The organism is Halopiger thermotolerans (assembly GCF_054654555.1).
This window is the reverse complement of sequence record NZ_BAAIEU010000002.1, coordinates 319511-342110: the sequence shown is the minus strand read 5'-3', so window position 1 is coordinate 342110 and position 22600 is coordinate 319511. Positions and strand designations below refer to the sequence as shown.

General features: G+C 68.7%; 23 protein-coding genes, 1 tRNA gene and 1 other RNA gene. 8 read left to right on the top strand and 17 right to left on the bottom strand.

The genetic code is table 11. From position 1 onward, the window contains the following. The first annotated feature begins 349 nt into the window (after nt 1-349). Nucleotides 350-422, top strand: a tRNA-Arg gene (locus ACYQ26_RS04140). 223 nt (nt 423-645) lie between these two features. Here ACYQ26_RS04140 and ACYQ26_RS04135 read toward each other — a convergent pair. From ACYQ26_RS04135 to ddfA (ACYQ26_RS04125), 3 genes are all read right to left on the bottom strand, one after another. Then, nucleotides 646-981, bottom strand: coding sequence for a DUF7344 domain-containing protein (locus ACYQ26_RS04135; protein ID WP_459807302.1), 336 nt, complete (start codon nt 979-981; stop codon nt 646-648). 105 nt (nt 982-1086) lie between these two features. Continuing rightward, a complete protein-coding gene (locus ACYQ26_RS04130) occupies nt 1087-1758 on the bottom strand; it encodes a helix-turn-helix domain-containing protein (RefSeq protein ID WP_459807301.1) in 672 nt (223 codons plus the stop codon). Between the two features lie 49 nt (nt 1759-1807). Beyond that, the gene (gene ddfA, locus ACYQ26_RS04125) at nt 1808-2179 is read right to left on the bottom strand and encodes a DdfA family disk-determining factor (protein ID WP_459807299.1); all 372 of its coding nucleotides are present in this window, start codon (nt 2177-2179) and stop codon (nt 1808-1810) included. Between the two features lie 294 nt (nt 2180-2473). On the opposite strand from ddfA (ACYQ26_RS04125), the gene ddfA (ACYQ26_RS04120) reads away from it, so the two are divergent. Then, a complete protein-coding gene (ddfA, locus tag ACYQ26_RS04120; RefSeq protein WP_459807297.1) occupies nt 2474-2779 on the top strand; it encodes a DdfA family disk-determining factor in 306 nt (101 codons plus the stop codon). A 4-nt stretch (nt 2780-2783) separates the two neighbouring features. On the opposite strand, the gene ACYQ26_RS04115 is transcribed toward ddfA (ACYQ26_RS04120), so the two are convergent. Beyond that, nucleotides 2784-3116, bottom strand: coding sequence for a DUF7344 domain-containing protein (locus ACYQ26_RS04115; protein ID WP_459807295.1), 333 nt, complete (start codon nt 3114-3116; stop codon nt 2784-2786). A 133-nt stretch (nt 3117-3249) separates the two neighbouring features. Further along, an RNA gene (rnpB, locus tag ACYQ26_RS04110) (RNase P RNA component) lies at nt 3250-3763 on the bottom strand. A gap of 105 nt (nt 3764-3868) precedes the next feature. Between rnpB and ACYQ26_RS04105 the strand changes: the two genes are divergently transcribed. Next, the gene (locus ACYQ26_RS04105; protein WP_459807293.1) at nt 3869-4468 is read left to right on the top strand and encodes a TIGR00296 family protein; all 600 of its coding nucleotides are present in this window, start codon (nt 3869-3871) and stop codon (nt 4466-4468) included. A gap of 207 nt (nt 4469-4675) precedes the next feature. On the opposite strand, the gene ACYQ26_RS04100 is transcribed toward ACYQ26_RS04105, so the two are convergent. From ACYQ26_RS04100 to ACYQ26_RS04090, 3 genes are all read right to left on the bottom strand, one after another. Continuing rightward, the gene (locus ACYQ26_RS04100; RefSeq protein WP_459807292.1) at nt 4676-5830 is read right to left on the bottom strand and encodes a nicotinate phosphoribosyltransferase; all 1155 of its coding nucleotides are present in this window, start codon (nt 5828-5830) and stop codon (nt 4676-4678) included. Nucleotides 5831-5925: 95 nt separating this feature from the next. Continuing rightward, a complete protein-coding gene (locus tag ACYQ26_RS04095; RefSeq protein WP_459807290.1) occupies nt 5926-7473 on the bottom strand; it encodes an Hvo_1808 family surface protein in 1548 nt (515 codons plus the stop codon). A 7-nt stretch (nt 7474-7480) separates the two neighbouring features. After that, on the bottom strand, nt 7481-9295 hold the full coding sequence (locus ACYQ26_RS04090) for an Hvo_1808 family surface protein (RefSeq protein WP_459807288.1): 1815 nt from the start codon (nt 9293-9295) through the stop codon (nt 7481-7483). Nucleotides 9296-9457: 162 nt separating this feature from the next. Between ACYQ26_RS04090 and ACYQ26_RS04085 the strand changes: the two genes are divergently transcribed. Both ACYQ26_RS04085 and ACYQ26_RS04080 read left to right on the top strand, forming a co-directional pair. Continuing rightward, nucleotides 9458-10036 (top strand): cysteine hydrolase family protein, encoded by a 579-nt coding sequence (locus tag ACYQ26_RS04085; protein WP_459807287.1) that lies wholly within the window; start codon nt 9458-9460, stop codon nt 10034-10036. Nucleotides 10037-10182: 146 nt separating this feature from the next. Then, on the top strand, nt 10183-10344 hold the full coding sequence (locus ACYQ26_RS04080) for a hypothetical protein (RefSeq protein WP_459807285.1): 162 nt from the start codon (nt 10183-10185) through the stop codon (nt 10342-10344). 19 nt (nt 10345-10363) lie between these two features. Here the strand turns inward: ACYQ26_RS04080 and ACYQ26_RS04075 are convergent, their stop codons facing one another. The 7 genes from ACYQ26_RS04075 to ACYQ26_RS04045 form a co-directional block, all read right to left on the bottom strand. After that, on the bottom strand, nt 10364-10933 hold the full coding sequence (locus ACYQ26_RS04075) for a nitrous oxide reductase accessory protein NosL (protein WP_459807283.1): 570 nt from the start codon (nt 10931-10933) through the stop codon (nt 10364-10366). Then, nucleotides 10930-11850, bottom strand: coding sequence for an ABC transporter permease (locus tag ACYQ26_RS04070; RefSeq protein ID WP_459807281.1), 921 nt, complete (start codon nt 11848-11850; stop codon nt 10930-10932). Before ACYQ26_RS04070 ends, ACYQ26_RS04075 begins: the two co-directional genes overlap by 4 nt. Continuing rightward, nucleotides 11847-12839, bottom strand: a complete 993-nt coding sequence (locus ACYQ26_RS04065) for an ABC transporter ATP-binding protein (protein ID WP_459807278.1) — start codon at nt 12837-12839, stop codon at nt 11847-11849. Before ACYQ26_RS04065 ends, ACYQ26_RS04070 begins: the two co-directional genes overlap by 4 nt. Then, nucleotides 12820-14199, bottom strand: a complete 1380-nt coding sequence (gene nosD, locus ACYQ26_RS04060) for a nitrous oxide reductase family maturation protein NosD (protein WP_459807276.1) — start codon at nt 14197-14199, stop codon at nt 12820-12822. The genes ACYQ26_RS04065 and nosD overlap by 20 nt, the downstream gene beginning before the upstream one ends. Beyond that, nucleotides 14196-15077 carry a hypothetical protein gene (locus ACYQ26_RS04055; RefSeq protein ID WP_459807275.1) on the bottom strand — a complete coding sequence of 294 codons (882 nt, stop codon included), beginning with the start codon at nt 15075-15077 and terminating at the stop codon, nt 14196-14198. Before ACYQ26_RS04055 ends, nosD begins: the two co-directional genes overlap by 4 nt. Before the next feature lie 6 nt (nt 15078-15083). Continuing rightward, nucleotides 15084-16991, bottom strand: a complete 1908-nt coding sequence (nosZ, locus tag ACYQ26_RS04050) for a TAT-dependent nitrous-oxide reductase (protein WP_459807273.1) — start codon at nt 16989-16991, stop codon at nt 15084-15086. Nucleotides 16992-17228: 237 nt separating this feature from the next. After that, on the bottom strand, nt 17229-17729 hold the full coding sequence (locus ACYQ26_RS04045) for a PaaI family thioesterase (protein WP_459807271.1): 501 nt from the start codon (nt 17727-17729) through the stop codon (nt 17229-17231). Between the two features lie 197 nt (nt 17730-17926). On the opposite strand from ACYQ26_RS04045, the gene ACYQ26_RS04040 reads away from it, so the two are divergent. Beyond that, nucleotides 17927-19321, top strand: a complete 1395-nt coding sequence (locus ACYQ26_RS04040) for a cytochrome P450 (RefSeq protein ID WP_459807269.1) — start codon at nt 17927-17929, stop codon at nt 19319-19321. 62 nt (nt 19322-19383) lie between these two features. Here ACYQ26_RS04040 and ACYQ26_RS04035 read toward each other — a convergent pair whose 3' ends face one another. Then, entirely contained in the window at nt 19384-20337 is a 954-nt protein-coding gene (locus ACYQ26_RS04035; RefSeq protein ID WP_459807267.1) for a DUF8155 domain-containing protein, read from the bottom strand. A 63-nt stretch (nt 20338-20400) separates the two neighbouring features. Here ACYQ26_RS04035 and ACYQ26_RS04030 point away from each other — a divergent pair, with 63 nt between their 5' ends. Together ACYQ26_RS04030 and ACYQ26_RS04025 are read left to right on the top strand one after the other, a co-directional pair. Continuing rightward, nucleotides 20401-21132, top strand: coding sequence for a lipoyl protein ligase domain-containing protein (locus tag ACYQ26_RS04030; RefSeq protein ID WP_459807265.1), 732 nt, complete (start codon nt 20401-20403; stop codon nt 21130-21132). 106 nt (nt 21133-21238) lie between these two features. Beyond that, complete coding sequence (locus ACYQ26_RS04025; RefSeq protein WP_459807263.1) at nt 21239-21781, top strand: DUF7529 family protein; 543 nt, start codon at nt 21239-21241, stop codon at nt 21779-21781. A 40-nt stretch (nt 21782-21821) separates the two neighbouring features. On the opposite strand, the gene ACYQ26_RS04020 is transcribed toward ACYQ26_RS04025, so the two are convergent. Then, the gene (locus ACYQ26_RS04020; RefSeq protein ID WP_459807261.1) at nt 21822-22520 is read right to left on the bottom strand and encodes a DUF5806 family protein; all 699 of its coding nucleotides are present in this window, start codon (nt 22518-22520) and stop codon (nt 21822-21824) included. Between the last annotated feature and the right edge of the window lie 80 nt (nt 22521-22600).

The window sequence follows — 22600 nt, the reverse complement described above, 5'->3', positions numbered from 1 at the left end:
GCATTGCCCATTCGGTGTGCGGTCCGCCCGGTGACACGGCGGTTCCGTCGGTCGACTGCGGCGCGGCCGCGCGGAGAGCGACGTCGAACTCGAGGCCGGCCGCGAGGCCGAGGGACCGATCCATCGACCCGCCGACGCGAGCGCTCGAGGCCTGCGTCCGATAGCATACCGCTGCTGGCCGCGCCCCGGTAGATAAACCTGCGGCTCGGGCCCGTCGTCTGCGGCTCGAGCCGACCGCCGGCGCGTCGGCGCTGTCGTGTGGGTATCGATCCCGTGACGGACGACAGTGCGACACAGAGCGGTGGACTTTCGAAAGGGCTTTAATGTCGAGGCGGGTACTGAGAGATGAGTCCTGATAGGGTAGTGGACTATCCTCTTGGCTTGCGGAGCCAGGGACCGGAGTTCAAATCTCCGTCAGGACGCTCACTTATCGCAGGCGCTTCGCATCGCTCAGCGCCTGCTCCTGCGTTCGGTCCTGACGTGCCCAACGCTCACTTCGTTCGCGTTGGACTCCGTCAGGACGCTCTTGAAATGGCCACTCGTTCTCGAGTGGCGGCTACAAATCCCGAAGTGCCACGAAAAGACGACAGGTAGCTAGCTTTCGAAGGTGAGACTCAACAGTAGTCCCGAGCGTCGAGTACGACCTTACTGCGGAGAACCGACCGGAGACTCCTGGTCGGCCACCACCGAGAGCAGTCGCGTGGCGCCCTCGAGGTCGAGTGCTTCGATTCGCTCCCGGTGGGGATCGTACTCGATCAGCCCCGCGTCCTCGAGCATCGGCACGTGGACGTGCAGCAGCGAGAGGTAGACGTCCGTGACGGCGTCCGACGGGACGTCGGTGAGCGGCGCTCCGTACGTCTTGTTGACGACGGTGTTGGAGACGTCCCGGAGCGTCATTGAGGTCGTGCTCGCAAGTGCGGCGATCGCGTGGCGACGATACGGGTGGCTGAGCGCTCGAAAGAGGTGATCGTCCGCTGACACGGTGTGAGACACGAGTAGACAATCTAGGCTTCCAACGGGGATGACGTCGCCGGCTGTATATACACGGGTATATATACCCGCTCGAGCCTCGAGTCCGCAGCGCGGTCACTCCTCGAGTTTCGGGTCCTCGCTCGGCGGCGTCACGGCCAGCGCGTGCTGGATCAGGTTCTCGTAGCCCCGCTGGAGCCGCCGGGAGAGCGACTGCTGGCTGATTCCCAGCGAGTCGGCGACGTCGGTCAGCGACACGTCCGTCGAGCGGTAGTACCCCATCTCCCAGGCGGTGACCAGCGCCTCGTGTTGTTTCGTCGTCAGCCCGTACTGACCGCCAGCGCGGGGATGGGCCCGTTCGTACAGCTGGGTGAGGCGGAAGGGAACGTCGTGCTCGTCGCAGTACTCGCGGAACTGGTCGAGCCGATCGCGGTTGTTGAAGCGGATGCTGAGTTCCCACTCGTCGCCCTGAGCGGAGGCCTCGAGGATCGTCGCTCCGACGGTCGTGTACGCGTAGACGATGGACTCGACGTTCTCGGTCCACTCGGCGCGGTACAGCGACGCCCGATCGACGTCGTCGATGTGTCGGAGATCGCGGATCGAGGGATCGTCGGCGGCCGCCGTCTCGAACGCGACGCCGCCGTCGCCCGAGACCCAGAAATAGGGGGTCAGTACTTCGTCGGTCGCGGCGACCCGTTCCGTCTCGATGACGAGTTCGGGCGCGGCCGCGAGCGTCTCGGCGAGCGCGAACGCCTCGGCGGGAACGTGGAATTCGCCGAAAAGGCTCATCGCTGGCGTCTCCCCGTACCCGCTCCCCCCGGAGCGTCGAACGGAGTCATCACGCCTCGTCCGGTCGATGCGGGGGCTCGAGCGTCGAGCATTGCCGGTGGATCCGCTCCGGCGCCTGCTCTCGCGATCGAATCCGCGCCGCATCGCCATCGACGTCGGAGACCGTGATGGTGAGCCGGTGGTCCGAATCGCCGGCTGCGTCGACGGTGACGCGATACTCGGCGTACGTGAACTCGACCCGTCCGCGCCGCGTCGTACCGCCTTCCGTCGGCGCGAAAAGCGCCTCGAGCGCGTCCGGATCGACGACGTCGTACAGCGGCGGCGACAGCTCGACCGGATCGACGTCGGCCGCGTCCGCGAGCGCTCGGACGAGCTGGACGGTCACGGACTCGTCGGTGGCGACGGGATACTGAGTTGGCACACCCCGTTTAGCGACCGGCTGCATAAAAGTATCACTGTCAGTATGAATACGTCACGATCTTTGAAACGCCCCGGTCGAATCGGCCGACCGATCGACGCCCGCGATCGGGGTCGGGCCGAAACGCGCCGAACGCTTCCCCGTTCCCCGAAGCGACGCGTCGGCGCCCCCGATACGAGCGGCGAACGCGCTCGCGTCGGGCCGGCGCTCGAGCGAGATCGTGACTATTTTTCGTGCGAGACGGTCCGTTTAGATAGTTTTTTATAAGACGGTGTTGGCTCTCTGGCAGAGAAGCGCATGGGACCGAAACTTCGTGACTCCTCCCGGAGCGAATCCGACCGCGAATCGCTGCTTCGGCGGACCTGCGACGACGAACCGGTTACGGTCGCCGTCATCGACGCCGTTGCGACGATGGCAGGCGTGGACCCGACCGCCCTTCCGCCGCTGTACGAAACGATCGATCCGGACGCGCTCGACGGGTTGTTCGATGCGGGATCGGCGGGCGCCCGATCGGTCCGCGTCTCCTTTTCCTACGCCGACTACGAGGTCGCCGTTCAGGGCGGGTCGACCGTCACCGTCACGGTGACGCCCGACGCGGCGTAGTTCGTCACTCGTTTTGCGGCGCGATCGAGACGGGAGTCTCGTCGACGGCGAGGTAGGGCTCGAGAGCGCTCGCGTCCTCTAGGACGACGTCACCGTTGCGCGCGTCGTAGTCGATGACGCCGTGGTCGGCCAACCGCGGCAGGTGATCGTGGATCAGTTCGATTTTCACGCGCTCGAAGCAGTCGGTATCCGGATCGCCCGCATCGTCTTGGCGGCGGTAGTCCACGAGCCGTTCGGTGAGGGCGTCGATCGTCGTCGCTTCGGTCTCGAGGAGGACGGCAACCGCGCGCCTGCGATCGGCATCGGCGAGGACGGTAAACGCCTCGGCAGTGTTCATGAGTGGAAATGGTTTCGAAGCGATGTGCAAAAGGGTCGCTCCAAAGTAATTTGGGTCGGCCACGGCGAACGGTGTGTTCGCGCGGACGCAGTGCTGAACTCATCGGAGAACGGCGCGGCTCGGCGGCGAAAAGCGGTGAGAGGAGTAAGCCCCCTTCTGTTCGTCCCGGCATTCGGCTGAGCGTCCGCGCCGTCCGCGACCCGAGGGCCGCGGGGCGTTCGGGCTACCACGGCGCGGACTTGCACCGGTGAGGGTTCGCCGTTCCATCGATCCTCGGCCGTCTGCGTGCGGTCGGTCGCGGCGATCGCGACCCGCGGTTTCGAACCACGGTTCGACGACCGCACGCGGCTCGCGGCGTCAGCCGCTCGCCTGTCGGCGGTTCTCGCATTAGGTACGAGAACCGCCCTCCCTCTGCGGGTTAGCTCCCCTTCCTTGCGGTCGGGTTCGCGCGCGTCATCGGTCGGGCCGAGACGTGTCGTTTCTGTTCCAGAGCCAGCGGTCTCCCGCTCCGGACTTGCGTCCGGTCACCTGCCCGAACAGGTGGGGGGACTTTCCTCGCATGCGTTGCGCGACTCGGAGAGTCGGGCAACGTTGTGTGGCCGCGCCGTCGCCGGCGCGGCCACCGCGGCAGCCGGGCTCTCTCTCCGGGTTTTCGTAGGGCCTTGCCCGGAATAAGTGCCCCGGTCGACCGGTGGTACGACTCTCGAACGGAATGGAAGCGTTTTAGGACAACTATTCCCATGTACACCTGTATGTCCCAGCGACAGGGCGTCGACCTCTCCTATGAGGACGGCGCGCGCGCCGTCGAACTCGCGCGCGAAGCCGTCGAATCCTACGTACAACACGGGCAGCGAGAACAACCGGGCAGCATGCGGGAAGCCTTCTACGAGCGAACGGGCGCGTTCGTCCGCCTCGAGTCGACGCGCGGCCGGGGGAGCCTGCGCGGCTGCGCCGGCGGCTACCGATCGGGCGACCAGCTCGGGCACGTCATCGTCGACGCGGCGATCGAGGCCGCCAGCGAGGACTCCTGCGGCTCCGAGGTCAGTCCCTCTGAACTGCCGAACCTCACCGTCTCGGTCTGTACCGTCAAGAACGTCGTCCTCACGGACGATCCGCTGGCGGATCTCGAGATCGGCACCCACGGCGTCGCCGTCGACGGCGGCGAGGGCGGCTGGCTCTATCCGACCGTGCCGGTCGAGAACGGCTGGAGCCCGCGCGAGTACCTCGATCGCACCTGCCGGAAGGCCAAGCTCGCGCCGGGGGCCTGGCAGGACGACGACGTGGTCGTGACGCTGTTCGAAGGGCAGGTCTTCCGCGAGCGCGAAGCGGACGGCAGCATCGAGGAAGTCTAGCGGAACGGCAGATACGAATACGGACACGGACACGGACACGGACGCAAGTGGGGATCAGGTCGGGGCCTCAAGGGCTATCGAATCGCTATTTCTACGCGGGGAGCGGCGCACCCGCAGTCGCGACCGGCTATCGGTTCGCGAGCGTCGTCGACGCCGTCGGCTCGAGCCGATCGCGACCGCCGAACGAGAAGCGACGCCCGTCGCGTTTCACGCCGAGTCGAACCCGACCGCCGCGGCGTCCTCGAGACAACGCTCGCTGGCGTCCTCGAGGTCGAACTCCCGGACGACCTCGCCATCGCGGACTAGGGGCTCGAGCAGCGCCTCGCCCTCCTCGGGGCCGTCGCGATCGGCGAGCGCGACGTGGTGGCCACCGTCGGGGGTCCGATAGACGTCCTTGACGCCCGAGAGCTTACCGCGCTTGGAGATCGGCTCGCCCTCTATTTCGACGATGTCGAGGCTGAAGTCCACCGAGTCGGCGCCCGTGATGTGGCTGCCGACGCCGAACCCGTCGGCGACGTCGCGCAGACCACGGATCGACTCGGGATCGAGCCCGCCGCTGCAGAAGATGTCGACGTCCTCGTGGCCGCGCGCGTCGAGTTCCCAGCGGACCTCGCGGATGATGTGCCGGAAGTCGCCGCGGCGAGAGCTAGTGGTGTCGATGCGAACCCCGTCGAGGTCGTCGCCGAGCGTCTCGGCCGCCAGCAGGCTCTCGCTTTTCTCGTCCCAGAAGGTGTCGACCAGCGCGATCCGGGGGACCTCCTCGGAGACCGCCTCGTCGAAGGCCGTCCAGGCGTCGGCCTGGTTCCCCTCGCCGAAGCAGAACATCAAGGCATGGGGCATCGTCCCGCTCGGCTCCCGGTCGAGGATCTCGCCCGCGGCGACGTGGGAGAACCCGTCGAGTCCGGCGAGGAGGGCGGCGCGTTCGACCGTCGCGGCGATCGAGGGGTGGACGTGGCGCGCGCCGAACGACAGGACCAGCGAGTCGGGCGCGGCCAAGCGCGCCTCGAGCGCGGCCGTCGCGAAGCCGCTGGGCTGAGACAGAAATCCCAGCAGGGAGGTCTCGAGTTCGGCGAACTCGAGGTACGGGCCCTCGATCCGCAGAACCGGCCCGCCGTCGAACAGTTGGCCGTCCGGCAGCGCGTCGACGTCGACGCTGCGCCCCTCGAACAGCGTCGCGACGTCTTTCACGCCGGTGAAGACGTCGAACTCGCCGGTCGGAAACTGGTCGGCGGTCACTTCGGCGACGACGGTCGGGTTCTTCTCCGCGTGCTCGAGCGTCGCCCGGGTGCGCTCGAAGTAGGCGTCGGTCGCGGTCCCCTCGAGAATCGACTCCGAGGAGACGGTGCCGAACGGGTTTGACATATCGGCGAGTTTCGGCGGGACGCAAAAAAGCTACCCGTCTGCGGCCGCTGCGGGTGCTGAACCGGCGCCAGCGGGACGGCCGAATCGGGGCGCGGTTACGCCGGCGCAGAGGCGGCGGACGGTCCGCCGGGAGCGGCGGTGACGGCGGCCGACGGCGTCGGTTCGGCGTGCGCGGCGTGGATCCCCTCGAGGGCGTCGACCGTCGGCGCGCCGACGATTTCGACGGTGTCGCCGGTCACGGTAAGGCGGTACGCGCCGGCGAACGGTTCGTCCTCGGGGATGCGGTAGACGTCACCGGCGGCCGTCGCGTCGGATTCGGCTGTGACCCGCTCGCCGCCGTGGGTCTCGAGCAGCGACCGGTAGGCGGCCGCGAACTCGTCGGCGTCGGCCTCGCTCTCCCAGGCGAGGCGCCAGACGTGGCCGGTTCGATTCTCGTCGTCCTGGTAGACGTGGAACGTGTCGCCGGCCCAGCCCGCCGTCGCGGGGGCGGAGTAGTTGTACGGCGACCGCTCGCCCGCGTCCTGCATGAGCGGCCGGTCGACGACGCCGTCAGCCCAAAGGGTCGCGAACAGGGTCGCCTCGCCGACCGTCTCCGCTCGGGGGTCAGCGCTATCGTTATCGTCACCGTCGCCGTCACCGCCGCCCTCGAGAACCGGGTCCCACGCGTCGCTCGACCGGTCGTCGATCTCGACGTCGACGGGTTCGACGTCGGGGTAGTGGTCGGGGTGGATCAACTGCGTCGTGCTCGCGGGCCGCTGGTCGTGGGCGCGGTCGACGGCGGCCCAGCCGTCGCGCTCGTACAGGGCGTCGACGAACGTCGGCCCCTCCGAGTAGGGCGCGTAGATCGAGAGGAAGAGGCCGACGTTGTACGGCCGCTCCTCGAGGGCGGTTCTGACCGTCTCGCCGCTCGAGGCGTTGGCGTCGGTATCGCCGTCGGTTTCGTTCCTGGCGTCGGCAACCGACCCCGGCCGAGAGAGACACTGCCACTCCGCGCCGCAGCGCTCGGCGTACAACTGGGGCACGTAGCTCGCCTCGCCCTCGATCAGCCCGGTCTCGGCGCGTCGCTCGTCGAGGGTCTCGGCGCTTCGTCCGAGGCCGAACCGCTGGTCCTGCAGGGCGTGGACCAACTCGTGGACCAGTATGCGCCGATCGATCCGAATCTCGTCGCTGTCGTCCGTGACGATGACGATCCGATCGTCGACGTAGTAGCCCTGAACGGCGCTTCCGTAGAGGTCGTCCATCGCCCGGGCGACGTCCGTCTCCCCGTCGACGACGAACGCGCCGCGCCAGAGTTCGTTCTCGAAGGCGGAGGCCGAGCCGTTCCCGGATCGCTGCTCCCGGAACTCCGACCGATCGATCACCTCGAGTCGCACGTCGTGTTCGAACTTCAGTCCGCGGAGCACCTCGATCCGCGCCATCGAGCGGTACTTGAGGTCCCGGAGCTGGGACTCGGTGAGCCCGTCGGTGGCGTCGAAGGTGAACTCGTCGTCGGGAGAATAATCGCCGATCTGGCCGAGCTCGCGGTCCGTGTCGAACTCGTCGGGCGAACTCGGCACCGTACAGCCCGCCAGCAGCACGAGCGCGACGACGGCGACCAGCCGTAGTTTCAGTTTCGTCCCGCCTCCGGGTCGAACTCCTCCCATTGGCGGCTCATTCGAGAGGAGCGGCAAAGTCCCGTCGGTCGCCCGTCGAGCGACGATCGCCCGAAGACGCCTCGAGACGACTGTGAACGCGAGCCGCGCTGCGGCCGCGGAGGGAGGCTATCGCGAGCGCGACCGTGAGCACGAGGCCGGCGGCGAGCCCGAGCAGCGCCAGCGGCGCGCCGAACCGACCGAGCGCGGCGAGCGCGCCGCCGTCGCGATCCCGATTCGCGTCCGCCCCGGCGCTCGCGGACTCGGTCGTGCTCCCGGATCCGCCGTCCGAGCCGAACGCGAGCGTGTCCTCCCCGCTCGGGGCGGCGCCCGCCTCGAGCGCGTCGAGATCGTCGACCGACGGCGCGCGGACGATCGTCACGGTTTCGCCGTCGCGGTCGACGTAGTAGGCGCCGGGGAAGTCGGTATCGTCGATTGCGTAGGTGTTCCGCCGGTCATCGACCGGCTCGGCGCCGTACCCCTCGAGCAGTTCGAGGTAGGCGTCGGCGAACTCCTCGCTCTCGGCGCTCGAGAGCCACTCGGTACGCCAGACGTAGCCGGCGTGGTCGACGGCCGCCATCGTCGCGTTCGCGTCCACGTTCCGGCTCTCGTTGACGTAGGTGACCAGCGTGTCGCCGGCCCAGCCGTCCGTCTGGGGCTGGTCGTACTCGTAGCCGGGATCGCCCGACGCGAGGAGCGCGTTCCGGTCGATCACTGACGGCTCGCCGGACTCGAAGGCGCCGCCGGCGAACATCGCGACCATGCCGGCCTCGCCGACGGTCTCGGTCGCGGGCCGGCCGTCGACCTCGTACTGGGTCCAGTCGTCGTTCGACCGATCCGGCACGTCGACGTCGGCCGGCTCGCGCTCCGAGCCGGGGTGGATCACCGCCGAACTGGTAGTCGGCGGATCGTCGTAGGCGCCGTTGAGCCGGTCCCAGCCACCCTGCTCGTAGAGGTAGTCGACGTACTCCGGCCCCTCGTCGTAAGGGAGGTAGATGGTGAGATAGAGCCCCCAGTTCGGCTCGAGCGCGCCGTCGCCGCTCGAGCCCGCGTTCCCGCTGTCGTCGGGGAGCACGCAGTCCCACTCGCTGCCGCAGTTGCGATCGTACTGCGACTCGATCCACGAGGCGTCGCCCTCGATGAGGCCGTTTTTGGCGTTGTCCTGATCGATGGTCGGGCGCTCGTAACTCGTCAGGTTGTAGTGCTGGTCCTGCAGCGCGTGGACCAGTTCGTGGCCCAGCACGACCTCGTTCAGCTCCGGCGTGTCGGGCGTGTTAGAGACGATGACGATCCGATCCTCTGTGGGCTCGTAGTAGCCGCCGACCGCATCCCCGTACAGCGACTGGGACTCGTCGATCGCGTCGGTGTTCCGATCGACCGCAAAGAGGGCCTCGTAGTTGACGTTCGCCTGCAGGCGCTGCTCGGCGGTCACGTTGACGAACAGGTCCTCGTTGTTCGCCCGAAACTCCGCCCGAGAGACCACGTCGACGGCAACCTCCTCGTCGAAGGTCGTGTTCCGCAGGCGCTCGACGCGGGCCATCGAGCGGTAGACGACCGGCTCGAGTTCGCCTTCCTCGAGGGCGGCGTCGTCGCGGTCGTCGGCGGGGAGGGAGTCGTCGTACCAGTAGCCCTCGACGTAGCCGATCGTCTCGTTCGTCGAGGGGTCGTCGGGGCGATCGTCGGCGGCCGCGCCGTTACGGTGGTCGACGGCGGTCGAATCGGCGGCACTGTCGTCCGATAGCGGGCCGACGCCGAACGCGGCGACGCCGACGACCGTCAGGAGGGCCAGCGCGACGACGAGCACGACGGCGCCGCGCGTTTGCGTCGAATTCATTCGAACTGAATGGAGTGCCGTACGGAAGCGGCCGCAAAAAGGACGGCGGTCGGCGGGACGGCGGCAGAACCAGCGGTGCGACGCGCCGTTCCGATGCCGAGGCGGCGCCGCGCGGGTCGCACTCGCACGAACGTTTTTACTGCAGCCTTCGTAGACTGACACATGAGCGTCCAAATCGAGCCGGGCAGCACCGCGGTCGTGGTCGTGGACATGCAAAACGGCTTCTGCCATCCCGACGGCTCGCTGTACGCACCGGGCAGCGAGGCGGCCATCGAGCCGATCGCCGACCTCGTCGAACGCGCCCGCGAGGCCGGCGCATACCTGCTGTTCACGCGGGACGTCCACCCGCCAGAGCAGTTCGAGGACGCCCACTACTACGACGAGTTCGAGCAGTGGGGCGAACACGTCCTCGAGGGGTCGTGGGAGGCCGAGATCGTCGACGAACTGCCGGTCGAGGCCGCCGACAACGTCGTCGAGAAACACACCTACGACGCCTTCTACAACACGGAACTCGAGGGGTGGCTGAACGCACGGGGCATCAAAGACCTCGTGATCTGTGGCACCCTCGCGAACGTCTGCGTGCTTCACACGGGCGGCAGCGCCGGCCTGCGAGACTTCCGGCCGATCCTGGTCGAGGACTGCATCGGCGCGATCGAGGACGACCACAAGGCGTACGCCCTGGAGCACGCGGAGTGGCTGTTCGGCGAGGTCGTCGACAGCGACGATCTCACGTTCGCGTAGGCGGGCGCCCCGCCGCTGCTCGCCCGCGAGCGTTCCGGCAGGGGCTCAAAGCGACGAGGCGAGAGGATTTTTATCGGCACCTCCGAAGGGAGGCGTATGCACCGAGACGTGACGGGTGAGGCCGACCGCGCAGCGAGTGATCGCGAATGAACCAGCGGCGACTCCGCTGGCTGTACGTCGTCGGCATCGCGTTCAACCTCGTCGCGCTGGCGAGCGCGGCCTCGGCCGGCGCGACGCTGTACGCCGCCACGTTCGGCCTCGTGACGGTCTACCTGGGAGCGCGGTACTGGATGGTCGCGCGGTCCTGATCGCGCCGCCAGCGACGCCCTAGTCTTCCGATAGAAGGTCGTCCCACGACACCACCGTCCCGCCGTGCTCGTCGGCGAACGCCGCGGCGTCGTCGGCGCTCGAGAACGGGACGATGTCCTCGCCCATCGCGCCCTCGATTCCACTATCGGCGACGAACGACGCCGCCGTCGCGTCGGTGAAGTCCTCGGTCCGCACGTGACTCGAGATGTACGTCGTTCCATCGCGCTCGATGAGCCCGTAGTCGACGCTCGAGTAGTCGGTGACGAAGGCCGCGCGCAGTTCCCGGCCCCGCTGGACGTGTCCAGCGTGGGCGGCGACGAGTTCGCGGACGCTGTCGAACCAGGCCGGCCCGTCGCGGTCCTCGGGGTAGTCCGCGTAGAACAACTGCCCGGCGGGGCCGTAGTGGTCGCCGATCGTCATTCCGCAGGCGTCGCAGGCCTGCCCGTCGTTCAGGGCGATCGGCTCGGCCGGTTCGGTCGCCGTCTCCTCGCTTCCGCTGCCGAGGCAGCCGGCGAATCCGCCGACGGCCGTGAGCCCGGCGGCGCCGAGGACGCGGCGGCGAGAAGGGTGTTCTCGAGGCCGCGTCACAGCCGTCGCCTCCGAATCGCGAGCGCGGCGACGGCGATCGGGACGACGATCCAGCCGAGCAACGCGGCGGCGAGCACGCCCGTCGAGAGCCCGGACTGGGCCAGCACCGACGCGAACCCGGCGTTGCCGCCGGCGCCCAGCGACCCCAGCACGAGCGCCCGGAAGACACCGGTCGGGTTCGCCAGCAGCATCGCCGAGACGGCCGTCTTCGAGAGGTCGAACGCGCCGATCAGTCCGAGCGCGAGCAGGTCGTGGACGAGGACGAACCACGCCCACGCCAGCAGCGAGATACCCAGCGCGTGGGTCTTCTCGCGGGCCAGCGTCGAGACGAGGACGCCGACCGCGAGGAAGACCAGGCCGAGTCCGACGGTCCCCAGCATGAAAGTCGCGTAGGCGTCGAACCCGCCGAGCCCGTACTCGCGCAGCAGGAAGCCGCCGGCGACGCCGAAGCCGATGATCGTCGCGCTCGCGAGCACGACGGCCCGGCCAACGGCGGCGCCGACGACGATCCAGGCGCGGTCGACCGGCAGCGAGAACAGGGTGTGGAGCCACCCGCTCTCCTTCCGGCCGACGATGACGTCGTAGCTGAACGCCAGCGCGACCAGCGGCACGAGGTAGACCGCGAGCACGGCCAGACTCCCGACGGTCCGCTCGAATCCCTCGGGGCTCACGCTCGCGCCGCTGAAGGTCGTCAGGCCGAGCGCGAAGGCGGCGAAGATCGCGGTCAGCGCGATCGCCCACCGACCCCGCACCGCGAGGCGGTACTCGGTCTCGGCGACGACCAGCAGCTGGCGGTACCACGCGCCGGACGTGAACTCCTCGGTCTCGGACTCGGACTCGTGGACGGTCTCGGCGTCGGCGTCGGGCGCCATTGCCGTGGTGTACCCGCCGTCGGGTCGCGGCTCGGCGTCGCTCATGGCGCGCTCACCTCCTCGGCCGCCCGGTTCGACCCCGGCTCCGCGTCGTCTGCCTCGTTCTCGTCCCCGAGTTCGGTCGCCTCGGCCGCCAGCACGTCCCGGAACACGGCCTCGAGGCCGGGCTCGCGAACTTCGAAGCCGTCCAGCAGCGACGAGTCGAGGTCGCCACAGAGGGCGAACGCGGCCTCGCGCTCGCAGGCGACCTCGATCGTCTCGCGGGTTTCGGTCACGTCGCCGCGGTCCTGGACGGCCTCGAGGAGGTCCGGACGGACTCCCTCGTCCGCCGGCCGGAGCGAGACGGTGACGCGGTCGTCCGCGCCCGTTTCCGACCGGAGATCGTCGATCGGCCCGGCCGCGCGCAGGTGGCCGTCCTCTAAGATCGCGACGTCGTCGCAGAGCCGCTCGACCTCGCTCAGCACGTGCGAGGAGAGGACGATCGTCGTGTCCGTCTCGCGGGCGAGGCGCTCGATGGTCTCGTGGAACGCCGCGACGCCCCGCGGGTCGAGCCCGGCGGTCGGTTCGTCGAGCACGAGCACCGGCGGATCGGCGATCAGCGCCGCCGCGAGGCCGAGCCGCCGCCCCATCCCGTTGGAGTAGCCCTCCACGGCGCGGTCGGCCGCGTCGGTGAGCCCGACGGTCTCGAGGGCCTCGTCGATGCGTCGGTCACCGTCCTCGAGGCCGCGGATGCGGGCGTGGACGTCGAGCACTTCCCGGCCGGTCATCGCCGGCGGGAAGCCGGCGTGTTCGGGCAGGAAGGCGACGCGCTCGCGGACGCGGTGGCCGGCCTCGGCGACGTCGATGCCGCCGACTTCGATCCGCCCTTCGTCGGGCCGGTCGTGGCCGACCAGCAGTTCGAACAGGGTCGTCTTTCCCGCGCCGTTCGTCCCGAGGACGCCGAACGTCGAGCCGGACGGAATCTCGAATGATGGCCCGTCCAGCGCGACGACGTCGCCGTAGCGTTTGTGAACGTCAGTGATCGTGATCTGCATAGTAGTCCCTCCAGTTGTCGTGGGCTGGTTCGGCGAGCGGTCGGTGATCGACGATGCCGGGCGATTCGACGACCGGGAACGAGCTCTCGGCCATCCGGACCGCGTCGAAGGCGGGGCTCTCGGCGAAGGCCGCCGCTTGCGGCTGCTCGTGGACCAACCGCTCGACGGCGCCGGCGGGCTGGTGGCGGACCTCGCTGATGCCGTCCTCGTCGAGATCGGTCGTGCGGGCGTCCGCCCAGTAGTTGCCCCGGTCGGTGGTGTTCCAGTGGGCCTGCGAGGTTGTCTCGGCGAACGCCGCCTGACCGTTGGCGATGAAACTGTTGCCCGCCACCCCGGCGTTGCTGCTGCCGGCCGTGACGTGGATGCCGACCTCGTTCTCGAGGACGAGGTTGTCGGCGAGGCGGTTGTCCAGCGAGTTAGTGACGTACAGGCCGTTCCCGTTGCCGACGAGGTCGTTGCCGACGATCTCGCTGTCCTCGACGTCTTTCAGCAGGACGCCGTGGCCGCTGGTCCCGTCGTTGTTCACCGCCGTGTTGTTCTCGAGGGTGAGCCCCGTCGAGACCATCAGCGCGAAGCCGATGTCGTTGTCGAAGGCGGTGTTGTCGACGAGACGGTTGTCGTCGGAGTACATGTAGTGGACGCCGTAGCGCATGTTCCACATCGTATTGTCCTCGGCGACCACGCCGTTGGCCCACTGGTAGTAGATGCCGTCGCGGACGGTCGTGATCGAGTTGTTCCGAATCTCGGCGTCGGTCGACTCCCAGAGGTGGATGCCGTTGCCGCGCTGGACGGTCTTGATGTCCTCTCGTCCTGCGATGAGGCTGTCCTCAACGGTCACGTTATCGACGCTCCCGATCCAGACCCCGAACTCGATCTCGGTCAGGCGAAGCTCCGAGAGCGTCGCACTCGAGCCGTTGACGAGGACGCCGCTGTCCTCGTTGCCCTTATCGAGCCCGGAGTTGCGGATCCAGATCCCGTCGAGGGTCACGCCGTCGGCGGTGATCTCGACGACCGTCCCCTTCCCGCCGCCGTCGATGACTGCGGCGTCGCGCTCGACGGCCGCGATGGTCACGTTCGGCGTGTCGACCGTGACGCGCTCGTCGAACCGGCCCTCGAGCCGGATCTCGTCGCCGGGCTCGGCGGCGTCGACGGCGGCCTGGACCGAGTCGAATTCCTGCCCGTCGAGCGTCGCCGTCCCGTCGGTCTCCGGGGCGTCGGCGCCGCGGACGTCCGGCACGTCGGCGCGCCAGTCGTCGACGCTCTCGTCGCCGCTCGAGCCGTCCGTCGCGGCGACGGCGGCGCCGGCCAGCGAGGTGACGAGCACGACCGCGGCGAGGACGGCGAAGTAGCGCTCAGTCACGGCGGATCACCGTTCATTTCGTCCGTTCGGGGTCGGGAGCCGCCGTCCGTCCGCGCGCCGCGACCGTCGGTCGCAGCCGAGTCGGCCGTCTGCCCGCTCGCGCCGGGTTGTTCGCCGATCGGTTGCTCGCCGGTCGGTCGATCGTCCGCCGGACGGTCGTCGCTCGAGTCCTCGCGCTCGCCGCGCCCGAGCCGGTCGCGGATCCGCCCCCATCCGTCTCGAACGAGCGCCGGTGCGTCGTCGATCGTCGCCGAGGAGTGTCGCAGCGCGACGGCGATCCCCAGCAGGGCGACCGCGAGGACCAGCAGGTAGCCGCCGGGGCCGAGCGAGGCGGTCCCGTCGATGTTGGCGACCGCGTAGTCGCCCAGCAGCGGCGGGGTAAAGCCCTCGACGCCGTTGAGCGGCGCCGAGGGATCGAGGGTGTGGCCGGCCTGATAGAGCCGGTACTGGATGATCGCAGCCATCGTCCCGAAGATCGCAACCGTCCCGCCAAGCAGGGCGACCAGTCCGCGCTCGAGTTTGCCGCTCGGGAGCAGGGAGACGGCCGCGGACGCGCCGGCCAGTCCGACGAACGCGACCGGGCCGAGGACCCACTCGGGGACGTCGATCGCCTTCTCATGGACGGCGTAGTTTGGCTCGACGTACACCGGGTCCGGGTAGTAGAACCCGACGTACTTGTTGAGCCCCGCGACTTCCATGTAGTCGCCCCCGATCCGCGGATAGGCGTACAGTTTGACGACGAGCGTTTCGACGTACTGCGGCGCCTCGAACGTGATCCGCCACACCGGGAACGCCAGTGCGAGCAGGAACAGCCCCGCCGCTGCCAGCGGCAGGGCGCGCCGGAGTTCGGTCAGTCGCCTGAGGCGGGATGCGGTCATGGTAGATCACTCCGCGGGTTCGACGATCAGCCGCGAGCGCATCTCGAGGTGCAGTGCGCTGCAGAAGAACCCGCAGTACATCCAGTAGACGCCGGGCTCGTCGGCGGTGAAGGTGACCTCGCTGGTCTCCTGGGGCGCGACTTTGACGTTGATGTCGTGCTCGGGGATCGCCACCGAGTGGAGGATGTCCGGGGTCGTCTCGATGTTGGTGACGGTAAGCGTCACCTCGTCGCCCTCCTGGACCCGGACCTCCTGGAAGCCGAACTCGTTGCGCTCGGAGGTCATCTTCACGTGGACGCGCCCGTCCTCGCGGGTGATGTCGGACTCGCCGCGGGCGACGAACTCCTCCTCGTAGTCCTCGGGATCGTAGACGTCGGCCGGCTCGATCTTGTCCGCGCTGACGATCGAGGCGTCGTGGGGTTCGGCGTAGGACGGCGTGTCCTTTACCAGTTGCATCCCCGCCTCGTCGTCGCCGATGTAGATCAGCTGGTCGTTTTCCGGTTTGTGCGGGCCGACGTTCAGGAACCGGTCCTTCGAGAGCTTGTTCAGCGAGATCAGCCAGTCGCCCTCCGGATCGGCCGTGTACGACTCGCTCGCGATCAGGTGGCCGGGGTTGTAGTGGACGTCGATCTTCTCGACGACCGGATCCTTGGATCCCGCCTCGGCCTCGACGGCGGCCTCGATGTCCCACTTGACGACCTGCGAGTCGATGAACAGCGTCGTGTAGGCGTGGCCGCGGCCGTCGTAGGCGGTGTGCAGCGGCCCCATGCCGAGGCGCGGTCGGCCGACGACCGCGTCGGTCGGATCGTCGACCTCGGCGAGTTTCGCGATGTCGATGACCGAGGCGGTCGGGTCGAGTTTGCCGCTGGCGATCGCGTACTTGTTGTCCGGCGTGACGCTGACCCCGTGGGGGCTCTTCGCGACGTCGATGTAACGGACGATCGGCCGGTCGCCGCTGTTCAAGTCGCTGTCTCGAGTGCCGTCGACGACCGGGACGCCGCCGATCTCCTCGTACTGGCCGTTCTCGACGGCCTGCTCGATCGCCGGTACGTCGAAGGCCTTCACCCAGTCGGTGTCCGACGAGGACATCTTGTTCACGTCGGTGCCGTTCTCGCTGTTGTAGCCCGTCGCGAAGAACCACCGACCCTCCTTGCCGCCGTCGCCGTTGTCCATGTTGCCGTCGACCAGCACCTCCCACTCGACGTTCATCGTCTCGGGGTTGATCGCGGCGATGGTCGACGTGTAGTTGTCGGGATTGTCGAGGTCCTGGCCGTCGTTGGGCATCGGGACGCGGAACTCGCCGACGCCGAAGACGTACTTGGTGTCCGGCAGTAGACAGCAGGCGCCGTGGGTCCCCTGCTGGTTCGGAATGTCGACGATGGCGTCCGTCTCGAAGTACTTGAGGTTGATCCGGGCCATCCGGCCGTTGGCCTTGTCGTTGACGAACGCCCAGCGGCCGTCGTAGTCGTTGTCGGTCTGGCTCACGCGCGGGTGGTGAGTGTCCCCCCACGTGTAGCCGCCCGCCTCCTCTAACATCTCGCTGGTCTTGTCGTCGTAGCCGTAGCCGCGGGCGCTCTCCCGGCCGAAGACGGGAATCCGCATCAGCTGGCGCATCGATGGGATGCCGTAGACGCGAATCTCGCCGGAGTGGCCCCCGGAGAGGAACGCGTAGTAGTCGTCGTGCTCGCCGGGCGGGACGTGCGAACTGACGTCGGACGCCGAGGCGTTTCCGCCGCCGTCGCTGTCGAGCAGTCCCGTACAGCCGGCGAGCGAGCCCATCGCACCGGCGGCTGCACCCGCCTTCATGAAGTCGCGGCGCGGAACCCGATCGAACAGCGGTTCGCGCTCGGTCCCCGCCGCGTCAGTTTCGCTCTCGCTCGAGTCCTGCGTGGATGAGGTTGGTTCGTTGGACATGGTCCTGAACGATGTCGGAGTGACGCACCACAGCGGGCGCCCCCGATCATCACAGATGGTTCTCAGAACTACGGCATATTAGAGGGCGAGAGGAGTTCCTACGGGCTGAGAGCAATTCCTACTCCGTAGGAAGTCAGGCGAACCGGTTCGGCACAACAGTGGTTATGGGACGACGATTCTCGAGTTGCAGTTGCCGCTGCAGGCGCCTGAACTGGTTAGCAGACCGTCGCCCGCCGCTCAGGCGTCCCGGAAAATGCGGTACGCGCCCTGACCGATCGCCACCTCGCAGGTCTCGCCGTCGGGCGTCGTGCTCTCGACGACGACCTCACTGACGCCGACGCTCGAGCCGGCCCGGACCACGTTCGCCGTCGCCGCCAGATCCCCCGTCGCCGGCCGCAGGTAGTTGACGTTCAGGTTGATCGTCGCGATGCTCGCGGCGAACGGATCCTCGAGTTCGGTCCGCAGCGCCAGTCCGCCGGCCGTATCGAGCAGCGTGGCGGCGATGCCGCCGTGGATGTCCGCCCGGCGGCCGTCCGGCCCGTGCGGGCGCGTGTTGGTCAGCTTCTCGTCGTAGGGCACCGAGAGCGTCATCGTCCCCGGGCCGACGTCGTCGACGCTGGTGCCGATCCACGAGAGGAACTCCTGGTGCTCGTCGATGAAGTACTGGACGAACCCCTCGAGGTCGCCGTGCTCCCCGAACTCGTCCATCGCCGCGCTGAACTCGTCGGCGTCGGTCATGCACCCTCGTCCGACAGGGACGTCCTTTATCGCTGCGCTTCGCGTCGTTTCGGTTGTCGAGCGTTTGTTAATCCGTCTCGAGAATCTATGATCCGGCGCCCGTCCCGCGTCGATTCCGTGCCGCCGAGGCGACGCCGTATAAACGGCCTCAACCACTAGATACAACGGCGAAGTAGATCGGGACCGTACGGTCGGGTATGACCGACCACTCCGCGGAGCCGGCCGACCGCTCGAGGCTCGAGGGCGCGCCCGCGTACGAGACAGCACCGCCGACCCACGAGGGGCTGCCCGTCATCGGCAATACGCACCAGCTCATCCGCGAGCAAGGCGGACTGTACGAGGATGCGGCCGAGCGAGGCGATGTCGTGGAGCTTCGGATTCTCGGCTTCGGCGAGTTCTATCAGGTGAACCACCCCGATCTGGCCGAGCGGATCCTCGTCGACGATCGCGATCGATTTCGGAAGGCCAGCCTGAGCCAGGACGACCTCGGCGACCTCCTCGGACAGGGGCTGGTCCTCAGCGAGGGCGAGCTGTGGGAGCGACAGCGCGCGCGGATTCAGCCGGCCTTCTACATGGAGCAGATCGCGGACTACGCCGACGTGATGACCGCCGAGGTGCGCGCGGCGGCCGACGACTGGACCGGAACGCCGACCGTGAACGTCGAGCGCGAGATGAAGGCGCTCACGCTGCGGATCCTCGTCAAAGCGATGTTCGGCTCCGAGCTCGACTACGAGGCCGCGGGCATCCCCGAGACCGTGCGCAAGCTCCAGGAACCCGGTAAACCGCTCAAACAGCCGATCGCGCGGATGGTGCCGAAGTGGGTCCCGATCCCGATGTGGCAACGGTACAAGGAGGGAATCCGCGAGATGGAGACGCTCATCGAGATGTTCGTCGAACGGCGCCGGGAAGCGGGCCTCGAGGGTCGCGACGATCTCCTCTCGAGGCTGCTGACCGCCACCGACGAGGACGGGGAGACGATGTCCGAACGGCTGCTCCGGGACGAACTGATGACGTTCCTGTTCGCCGGGCACGAGACGACCGCGACGGCGCTGACCTTCACGTGGCTGTTGCTCGCCCAGCACCCGGCCGTCGAACGGCGGCTCGTCGACGAACTCGAGACGGTGCTTGAGGGCGACCACGCGACCTTCGCGGACGTGCCCGAACTCGAGTACACCGAGGCGGTGCTGCGCGAGGCGATGCGGCTCTACCCGCCGGTGCCGTCGATCCCGCGGGGGACGACGGAACCGCTCACCCTCGGCGGCTACGCGCTGCCCGAGGGCGCGACCGTCGCGCCGATGCAGTGGACGATCCACCGCGACGAGCGCTTCTGGGACGACCCGCTGACGTTCGATCCCGAGCGGTTCCTAGGAGACGAGGCCGACCGGCCGGACCTGGCGTACTTCCCGTTCGGCGCCGGCCCGCGGCGGTGCATCGGCCAGCAGTTCGCCCTCGTGGAGGGGACGCTGATCCTCGCGACGCTGGCCCGGCGGTACCACCCCGTGCTCGTCTCCGACCCGGACGTCGACCTCTCGGTGAGCATCACGACGCGGCCGCTTGAGCCGATCGAGTTGCGCGTCGAACCGCGCCGGTAGACGGCTCCGTCCGGCGTTGACGGGCGCGTCCTCGCGGGCGCCGACCGTACGAACGACCGCGCTCACTCGCTCGGATCGCCGGACCGAACCCGGTCCCGGGCCCGCACGCGCACCCGAACGCGCTCGCCGACCGCGAACGACCGATCGGGGCAGATCAGCTTGGCGCCGAAATCGACGTCTCGAGCGCAAAACAGCGACAGTCCGGTGATCGAGTCGCCGTTCGCCGTCACGACCACGTCGTCCCATTCGATCGTGCGTCCCTCGCGGATTCCGAGTCGGTCGCCGTTCAGCGAGACGGTACCGCGTCCGTTCTCGTCGCGATAGTCGGGTCCGAACAGCAAACCGCCCCCGTCGTAATGTGGCAGCCCTCCGTCGAGGATGCCACCGCAGTCGGCGCCGATCCCGACGAACGCCTCGCCCGGCGCTGGATGGGCCGGCGCATCGAGGACCGCGTACGTCTCGTCGGTCGAAACGACCGTCCCGGTGCCGTCCCACGCGAGCGGCCGGAGTTCGGTCCCGACCTCGAGCGGCAGCGACCCGGACGCGCGGTAGGGGTTCTGTCCGGGACCGCGGAAGCCCAGATGGAGGTGGTTGTCGACCCAGGGGGCGAAAAAGCCCGCGCGGACGAGCCGGCCCAGCGAGTCGCCGGGCTCGACGCGGTCGCCGGCCTCGACGGTGGGATCGACGTGGAGGATGCGCGCCGTGAGCCCGTCGAACGCAGGATCGTCGGGCTCGAGCAGGATGAGGTGGTCGTGCTCGGGCGCGTAGGGTTTCGGCGGCGCGCGGACGGTCCGCGTGTCGCGGACGACGCCGGCGAGCGGGCTCGGCGCGGCGGTCGTCCGCCCGTCCCGAAGCGTGCCTGGATACAGATCGATCGCGCAGCCCGCGTCGTGGGCCGGATACGGCGAGTTGTACAGCGAGAAGCGCGCGTACTGCGAGAGCAGCGACTCGGGGAGCGTGACGGACTCGGGGTCGGGATCGGACGCGGTATCGGTATCAGTATCGGAGGCGACCATCGGTTCGTCTCGCACGCTACTGCGCAGCGGGACCGTTTAGGTCCGTCGCCGCGAACGTCGACCATGCGCATGTTCCGCGGCCGCGCGGCGACGATCGACGCCGACCGCGCGGCGAGCGAGCGGCTGCTCGAGGTCGCCGCCGACGGCGAACCGGCCCTGCGAGTCTGGCGTCCGCACCGGCAGGTGGCGTTCGGCCGCCGTGACGCCAACCGCGAGGGGTACGACCGGGCTCGCGAGGCCGCCCGCGGGGCGGGCTTTCCGCCGGTCGAGCGCGACGTCGGCGGGCGAGCGGTCGCCTACGACGGCGACGCGACGCTCGCCTTCGCCCGCGCCGAGCCGGTCGCGGACTTCCGACGCGGGACGACCGACCGGTACGAGCGACTGACCGACGACGTCGAACGGGCGCTCACGGCGCTGGGCGTCGCGACCGAGCGCGGCGAACCCGACGACGCGTTCTGTCCCGGCACGCACTCGCTGTCGGTCGAGAGCGCGGCCGGCGAGCGTCGAAAACTCGTCGGCATCGCCCAGCGCGTGCGGCAGACCGCCGCGGTCGGGGCCGGCATCGTCCTCGTCGACGCCCGCGAAGAACTCGCCGACGTCCTCGAGGCCGTCTACGACGCGCTCGGGGTGCCGCTCGATCCCGAAACCGTGGGGACGACGGCGTCGGTCGGCGGACCGGCCGATTCGGACCGTGTGCGGACGGCGCTCGAGGCGGCGCTCGTCGGGGACGCGGATGTGACGATCGAACCGATCTCGGCGCTGGCGGACGACGGCGAGGGCGGGAGCGAGCAGTAGCGCTCCACCGCGTTCCTCGAGCGTGCAGCGGGGAGGTACTATTTTCCCGATCGACGGCGTCCGACTCGAGCATGGAGAGTCTACCCGCCACCGAGGAGGGGTACCGATGACCGACGGCGGCGACGCCCCCACCGACGACCCCCGCTGGACCGAACTGCTCGAGGACGCGGCGGGAATCGCCGCGGAGTACGGCGACGACGGCTGGGACACCATCGTCCTCGAACCCGTTGCGGTCGACGCCGTTTCGTCCGGGGGCGACGAACGCGGCGCCCTCGAGGTCGTCGTCTCGGAAACGGAGTACGGGCTGCTCGAGGCGCTCGTCGAGCGCGACGACGTGACCGTCGACGAGGCCGAAGTGTACTACCGACCGTCGGAGGGCGACGAGCGGCGGTTCGCGCTCGCGGTCGAACGCGATACGGCGAGTCGGATCGCGGTCTGTCTCCCGCTGACCTACCGACTCACCGAGGCCGAGACAAACGCCGTCTTCGAGACCGCGCTCGCCGAGGACGAACTGCTCGTACACGTTCGCTCGCGCGACGGTGCGGACGCCGACGAGCGGGTCACCTTCTCGCACGACGATCCGACGCTGTTCCTCGAGGACTCGGACGTCCGAGCGAGGGGTGGAACGGAAGCCGAGGGCGACGCGTGACGGAAGGCGGCGCCGACGGCGAGTCCGTCCGCGACGTGTGTCACTCCTCGTCGTCCGCGGCGTCCTGCTCGCGCAGTTCCTCACTGGCCTCGCGGACCTCCCGCATCACGCTTGAGATGCGCTCCTCGGCTTCCAGTTCCTCCTCGACGGAGAGGTCGACGCCCTCGACCTCCAGCAGGAACTTGGCGACCTCGGTCGACTCGTACATGACGTCGTCGAGTTCCTCGGCGGTGAAGAAGTCGCACATCGCCCCGTAGAGGAAGGTCGCGCCCGCTTTGCGGACCTTTTCCTCGAAGGAGGCCCGCGCCTGGTTGACCGCCTGCGGGGTGTAGGTGTCGGTCATGAACGGGACCAGTTCGGGTAGGTTCTCGCCGATCTTGGTCATCTCGACGCCCGTCTCGGTCCGGAAGTCCGAACAGAGCCGGGCGATGGCCCACTCGCGGGCCGTGATGTAGGTGCGATCGCGGAGGAACTCGTTGACGCGGTCGTACTGGGCGCCGTCCATCTTCTTGAACCGGGCGTACTTCCGGACGTCCTCGGGGACGTCGGACTCCTCGGGTTCGGGGTCGGGGACGCCGGGCATCGAGCCGTCGCCGGCGCCCTCGGCGGTCGCGTCCGGGTCGGTCTCGGCGCCGACATCGGAGCCGGCACCGGCGCTCGAGTCGGAATCGCCGGGAGAATCGCTCTCGGGATCGGTATCGGCGGCAGAATCGGAGACGTTCAGTCCGTCCTCGTCCATGCCCGCCCATTCCGACACGTGCGAGATAAGGATTGTTCTCGAGCGGCCGCGCGGCGCGGCGACGAGATAAACTCCGCGCG